Source organism: Actinophytocola sp. (assembly GCF_036402745.1).
Lineage (GTDB): Bacteria > Actinomycetota > Actinomycetes > Mycobacteriales > Pseudonocardiaceae > Actinophytocola.
Map to the genome: position 1 here is coordinate 1 of NZ_DASWSJ010000193.1, position 5817 is coordinate 5817.

6 protein-coding genes and 1 pseudogene are annotated in these 5817 nt (G+C 73.9%); 4 read left to right on the forward strand and 3 right to left on the reverse strand.

From position 1 onward, the window contains the following. A pseudogene (locus tag VGD70_RS18625) lies at positions 1-250 on the forward strand (RNA polymerase sigma factor); the annotation flags it as partial. Between the two features lie 188 nt (positions 251-438). Here the strand turns inward: VGD70_RS18625 and VGD70_RS18630 are convergent. Both VGD70_RS18630 and VGD70_RS18635 read right to left on the reverse strand, forming a co-directional pair. After that, on the reverse strand, positions 439-1161 hold the full coding sequence (locus tag VGD70_RS18630; protein WP_331082953.1) for a sigma-70 family RNA polymerase sigma factor: 723 nt from the start codon (positions 1159-1161) through the stop codon (positions 439-441). Beyond that, a complete protein-coding gene (locus VGD70_RS18635) occupies positions 1158-1832 on the reverse strand; it encodes a hypothetical protein (RefSeq protein WP_331082955.1) in 675 nt (224 codons plus the stop codon). The genes VGD70_RS18630 and VGD70_RS18635 overlap by 4 nt, the downstream gene beginning before the upstream one ends. Before the next feature lie 183 nt (positions 1833-2015). Here VGD70_RS18635 and VGD70_RS18640 point away from each other — a divergent pair, with 183 nt between their 5' ends. Then, a complete protein-coding gene (locus tag VGD70_RS18640; RefSeq protein ID WP_331082957.1) occupies positions 2016-2171 on the forward strand; it encodes a hypothetical protein in 156 nt (51 codons plus the stop codon). Positions 2172-2278: 107 nt separating this feature from the next. On the opposite strand, the gene VGD70_RS18645 is transcribed toward VGD70_RS18640, so the two are convergent. Continuing rightward, the gene (locus VGD70_RS18645) at positions 2279-3220 is read right to left on the reverse strand and encodes a hypothetical protein (protein WP_331082959.1); all 942 of its coding nucleotides are present in this window, start codon (positions 3218-3220) and stop codon (positions 2279-2281) included. Between the two features lie 253 nt (positions 3221-3473). On the opposite strand from VGD70_RS18645, the gene VGD70_RS18650 reads away from it, so the two are divergent. After that, the gene (locus VGD70_RS18650; RefSeq protein WP_331082961.1) at positions 3474-4223 is read left to right on the forward strand and encodes a hypothetical protein; all 750 of its coding nucleotides are present in this window, start codon (positions 3474-3476) and stop codon (positions 4221-4223) included. Beyond that, a partial coding sequence (locus VGD70_RS18655) for a hypothetical protein (protein WP_331082963.1) occupies positions 4213-5817 on the forward strand: 1605 nt, incomplete at its 3' end. The genes VGD70_RS18650 and VGD70_RS18655, both read left to right, overlap by 11 nt.

Sequence of the window (5817 nt, forward strand, 5' to 3'; positions counted from 1 at the left end):
GATCGTGGCGCTCAACCGCGCGGTCGCCGTCGCCGAGGTGCACGGACCGGCGCTGGCGCTGGCCACCATCGACGAGCTGGACCTGCCGGGCTACCACCTGCTGCCCGCCACCCGCGCGGACCTGCTCACCCGCCTCGGCCGGATCTCGGATGCCGTCGCCGCCTACGACGAGGCGATCACCCTGGCCACGAACGACACGGAACGAACCTTCCTCCAGCTGCGACGGGCGCGCCTGACCCCGGCCACCTGACCACCGCCCACCTGACCGGACCCCGGTGCCACACCGATGAGATCGGTGCGGTCGTCCGGTCGACGCCTGAAGCACGTGACGTAGGGCGTGCCTGACAAAGATCGTGGTTGGTGGCTGGATGCTGCCAGGTGTGTCGCGGTTTCAGTTGTCGTCGGATGAGCGGTGGGCGCTGATCGAGGACCTGCTTCCTAGCGCCAGCGCCCCGCCCGCGGGTCCACCCGGTCCCCGCGGTCGGCCCCCAGGGTCCTGGCCAGCTTGGCCCGGCCGCGGGCGCACCGGGACTTCACCGTTGCCTCCGCGACGCCCAGCATGCGGGCGGTCTCCGCGACGGAGTAGCCCTCGACGTCGACCAGCACGACGGCCACCCGCAGCTCCTCGGACAGACCTGCGAGGGCGATCCGCACCGCGTCGGTGTCGGCGGAGGTCCGGTCGCCGGCGAGGTCCCCGGCGCGCGACACCGCTCGCGCGGCCGTCTCCGGCGTGGTGCGTGCGCGGAGCTCCCGGGCGGCGGCCGAGCCGAACGAGGACCCGGCGAGCAACGAGTCGATCTTGTCCGCGTCGACCGAGGCCGGGCGCCGGACCCGCGGTGCGGTCAAGGGCAGCGGCGCGGTCGGCCGGGCCTGCCGGCGCCGGATGCGGTCGAGGCAGGCGTTGACGACGATCCGGTGCAGCCAGGTGGTCACCTGCGACTCGGCGCGGAACGACGCGGCGGCGCGGAACGCGGAGACGAACGCCTCCTCCAGTGCGTCCGCCGCCTCCTCCGGGTCGCCGAGGGTGCGCAGCGCGACGGCCCACATGCGCTCGCGGTGCCGCCGGACCAGCTCGGCGAACGCGTCCGGGTCGCCGGCGGCGTGGGCGGCGACGAGGTCGGCATCGCTCGCGGCGTTGCTCGCGGCGTTGCTCGGGCTCATGCTTGCCTCTCCTCCCCCAGATCGAAGTCCCGACGCTGTATCCGGTGGAGCGCGGTGCCGACGGCGCCCGGCGACATCCCGAGTATGTCCGCGATCTCGGTCCGGGTGTAGTCGAGGAACCGCAGCCGCCGCAACGCCCGGTCGCGCTCGCTCTCGTCGCGGGTCAGCGACTCCAGCGCGGCCACCGCGTCGACGAGGTCGACGGGCTCGGTGCCCGGCCGGGACGCGGCAGGCTCGCTCGCCCACGCGGTGGCGCCGTCGACGTACCGCCGCCGGTCGTTGTGCCAGGTGCGGAACACGTTGGGGAACGCGAGCACGCAGCTGCCGAGGAAGTAGGTCCGCAGCGACGCGCCGCGTTCCGGCCGCCACCGGCCGTCGGCCAGCGAGCGCCGGAACTTCTCCAGTCCATATGCGACGGACGCGGCGACGAGGTCCTCGTGGTCCTCGGCGCTCAGGTGCCCGGGCAGCTCGACGGCGCGGCCCTTCTCCCGGCACTTCTGCATGATCAGCCGGCTGCCGATCCAGGCGGACAGCACCGACCAGCCGTACCGGGCGAACTCGACGGCCGCCCGCTCCCACAGCGGTCCCGTGCAGCCGACCGCGCGGAGCCGGGCACAGAGCTCGGCGTCGGCGCGCAGCACCTCGGCCGGCTCGTCCCCCGTCCCGGTCACCCCGGTTCCTCCCGTGTCACCCGTCGTTGTGCAGGTGTAGGTCCGACCGTGCCAGCCCCGTCACGCCCGGCCCGCGGCGGGCCCACACATGGTTGCGAACGCAAACCGTCTGCGCCGGGCCGTGATCCGGCCGCCGCCGCGCCACCTACACACCTTCCGAGAACACCGGAGGGAGGTGGGCCAGTGGCCGCGGTACTCGGGCTCGCCCTGAGCTGCCTGATCACGACGGCGCCACTGCTGCTGGCGGTCGCGGGCGCCGTGCTCGCGCGAGACCCGCGCCGACGCGCCGACGCCCGCCGCGTCGTGCGCCTGCTGCGCGAGAACCGGGGCCGCCGGTGAGCGGTCGTCGCTCACAACCGAGCCACAACCAGGCCTGAGTACAGAGGCCGCATGATTTCGGGAGCAGGCGAGTGGATGACTCACGGTGGCGGCGGCCGCCGTGCGGGTCAGGCGACGGGCAGCAGCTCGCTGTCGATCGTGAAGACCTGGTGCGCGCGGCCGTCACAGGGGGCCTGGATCAGCTGGACGCCGGGGTCGCCGCTGTCGCGGAACGTGCCGACGCAGAGGTCGGCCGCGGCGAGGGAGTGCAGCCGGTGGCCGGCCACCGGGGCGGTCACCCGCTCGAAGGCGAAGGTCTGGTCGGGGCGGTCGTCCTCGCAGTCGGCGCCGGCGAGCAGCAGGCCGGGGCCGATGCCGCCGCCGTCGACGGTGACGCAGCCGCGCCCGTGGACGGGGTGGTGCAGGATCAGCCGGAAGGTCCCGCCGGCCGCGGACTCGAGGCTGATCGGCGGGCCGGCGGTCGCGCAGTCCTGCTGGCCCAGCACGACCCGGCCGTCCGCGCCGGGCCGCTCGGGCCCCTCGCCGACGCACAACCCGCTGTGCGCGAGCACGATCGGCACGGCGGCGACGTCCTGCGGTGTCCCGGTCGGGCGGCGGGCGGCGGACGGCTGCGGCTGGTCGGTGGTGAGCACGAGGACGGTCACCAGGGCCGCCGCGAGCACGATGACCGACCCGGCGGCGACGAGGACCCCGGCCCGGCCCCAGCGCTGCGGGGCCGACTCGGTGATCGGGTCGTCGGCCGCGGGTTCACCCTCACCTGCCGCGTCGGCGCCGACGGCGAGGTCGGCGCGTGCCGCGAGCCAGGCGTCGACGGTGTGCTCGCCGCCGCCGCAGGCCCGGACGAACGCGGCGACGAGGTCGGCGCGCGGCAGCTTGTCCCGGGACAGCGCCGCGTTGATCGTCGAGGTGGGCAGCACGTCGCCGGCCCGCTCCGCGTTGCGTTCCAGGGCGCGGAAGCTCAGCCCGGTGCGCGCCCGCAACGCACGCATCGCCGCGACGAACCCGGCGACGTCCTTGGCAGCTCGTGGGTCCGGCCAGTCGTCGACCACCGTCGTCCTTCCCCAGTGTTGCCCCGCGAGCATCCTATTGGCACCCGTCCCGGACTGTCCCGGACGGGCTTCGGCCTTGCCGGCACATGCCGCTCACCTGTTGTTTCTCCTTGTGGGCAACGGGAACGACAGACATGGAGACGTGATGCCACGACGCCGAGTGCAACCGAGATCTGGCGTCCGGATCGTCCAGCGGCCGGCACCGCGCATGTGGATCTGGGCCGGTTTCGCCGGGGGCGTGACGATGGGCGCGATGACCGCCGTACTGCTGACCGGGGGCGACGACGAGCAGCCGGCCGCCGCGACCGGCATCGACCCGACGCGGCTGGCGGAGATGCTGCCGGGCCTCGTCGGCGGGCTGGTCGACCAGCGGCTCGCGGAGAGCCCGGGCGTCGCGGGGCCGGGCCTCACCGACGGGCTCCCACCGGCCGACACACCCGTCGACACACCGGTCGACGAGCCGGTCGGCGCGCCGGTCGACGTGCCTGCCGAGGTGCCCGTCGAGGAGCCGGTGAACCTGCCGGTCGACGTGCCGATCGACGTGCCGGCCGACGTGGTGGCCGATGTGGTCGCTGACGTGGTGGCCGACGTGGTCGCGAAGGTGGTGCCCGAGGAGATCGTGCCGCCGGAGCCGGTCAGCGTCGACCCGGCGGGCCTGCTCGCCGCCGTCGTGCCCGACCCGGTGCCGGTCGAGCCGACCGCGCCGGTGGTCGCGGCGGACCTGGCGCCGCTGTCCGAGCCGCTGTCCGAGCCGTTGCCCGAGCCGCTGCCCGTGGCGGTGGACGTGCCGGTCGAGGAGCCGGTCGTTCTGGCCGAGGACCTCAGCGTGCCCGTCGAGTTCGACGCGCCGCCGCCGAGCGAGCCGTTCCCGGCCGAGCCGTACGCCGCTCCGGTCGCGCGGGACCCGTACGACGAGCCGGTGTCCGCGTACCCCGGCTCCACCGTCGGGACCAGCCCGGCCGAGGTGAGCTACGAGATGATCGAGGCCGGTCGTGACTACTGAGACGACGACCCTGTCGGAGGTCCGCGAACGGCTGCGCCGGGTCGGGATGCGGGTGCCGGCGGTGGTGCTCGCGACGGCGGTGACGTTCGGCGGGCTGGCCGCCGCGCTGCCCGCGTTCGCGTCGGCGGCGCCGGCCCAGTCGGCGAACAACGCGCCGGACCCGCACCTGAACAAGCTGCGGAAGCTGGTCAACACGACCACGGACCCGGTGACCCGCCATGCGCTGGAGCGGTACGTGGCGTGGGCCGAGGCGAACCCGAACTCGTCCTGCCTGACGAAGTGCCTCGCGGAGAAGTACATCGCCGGCGGCCTGCCGAGCCCGGCCAGCGACGGCTTCGCGAAGGTCCTCATCGACTGCGGGGTCGAGTGCGTCGACAAGGCGACGCTCAAGGAGCTGAAGCGCAAGGCGGCGGAGTGGGCCAAGGACGGCTACCGGCAGGAGTCGCTGAACAAGGCCGCGGACCTGGAGCGGCAGCGGGTCAAGGAACTGCGCAAGCAGGCGAAGGACAAGAACCTCACCCCCGAGCAGCGGGCCGCGGCCGAGGCGAGGCTGCCCGACGCGCGCAACCGGGCCGCCAAGGCGGTGACCGCCGCCAACCGCTACCGGAAGCTGGTGCGGGACGCGGACTTCCACGACGGTCTCGCGGACCTGGCCGACTCGAAGCAGGCGCGGGACCAGTGGCGCAAGCTCGCGGACGCGGCGAAGACGGAGGCCAAGAACGTGGCCGACGCGGCGAAGGACGAGCGTCGCGGCAAGGGCGGCAAGACCGGTGGCACGGGCGGCACCGGGGACCCGGGCGGCTCCCGGCTGACCGGCGGCACCGGTCACCGTTCGACGGGTGGCGGGCACTCGCGCAAGCTGGGCTTCGGCCCGCTCGACCTGTTGCTGGGTGGCGAAGACCCGTACGCGGGCCTGCGGCAGGAGCTCGCAGTGAAGGAGCAGAACGCGCGCGACTCGGCGGAGCTGCTGCGGCAGTACCTCCACGATCACCCGCACGAGGGGGGTGACCTCATCGGGCTCATGCGGCAGCCGGGCTCGGACCTGCCCTTCGGCGCCCCGGACCGGTTGCGTGCGTACCTGGCCGAGTGGGACCGCACGCACGACGACGCGGGCCGCAGCACCCGGACGATGTGCGACATCGCGAACGAGCTGGGCGCCGGCTGCGACCCGCGCCCGAGGCCGGCGGCGGACATCGCCACCGACCGCGAGGCCGCGCGCCAGGCACTGCGTGACGACAACAAGGCCGTCTCCACAACCACCACCGCCCGAGACAACACCCGCGACGCCCTCATCGCCGACAAGAAGAACGTGTCCGGCATGACCACCGACCAACTCGTGATCGACCGGGCGGAGGAGGCACGCCAAGCTCTGCGCGACGACAACAAGGCCGTGTCCGCGAAGCACACCAAGGACGAGAAGACGGCCGCGGCCAAGGAGAAGGCCCAGGAGGCGATGCGGATCGACAAGCAAGCCGCGTCCGCCAAGGAGACCAAGAAGGTCACCGCCGACCGCGAGGCCGCACGCCAAGCACTGCGCGACGACAACAAGGCCGCCTCGGCGAAGCACACCAAGGAGCTCGCCACGGCCAAGGAG

What these genes read in the sequence shown, in the direction of transcription:
- VGD70_RS18630 (WP_331082953.1), bottom strand. Translation starts at nt 1,161, where the DNA reads ATGAGCCCGAGCAACGCCGCGAGCAACGCCGCGAGCGATGCCGACCTC.
- VGD70_RS18650 (WP_331082961.1), top strand. Translation starts at nt 3,474, where the DNA reads ATGACCGCCGTACTGCTGACCGGGGGCGACGACGAGCAGCCGGCCGCC.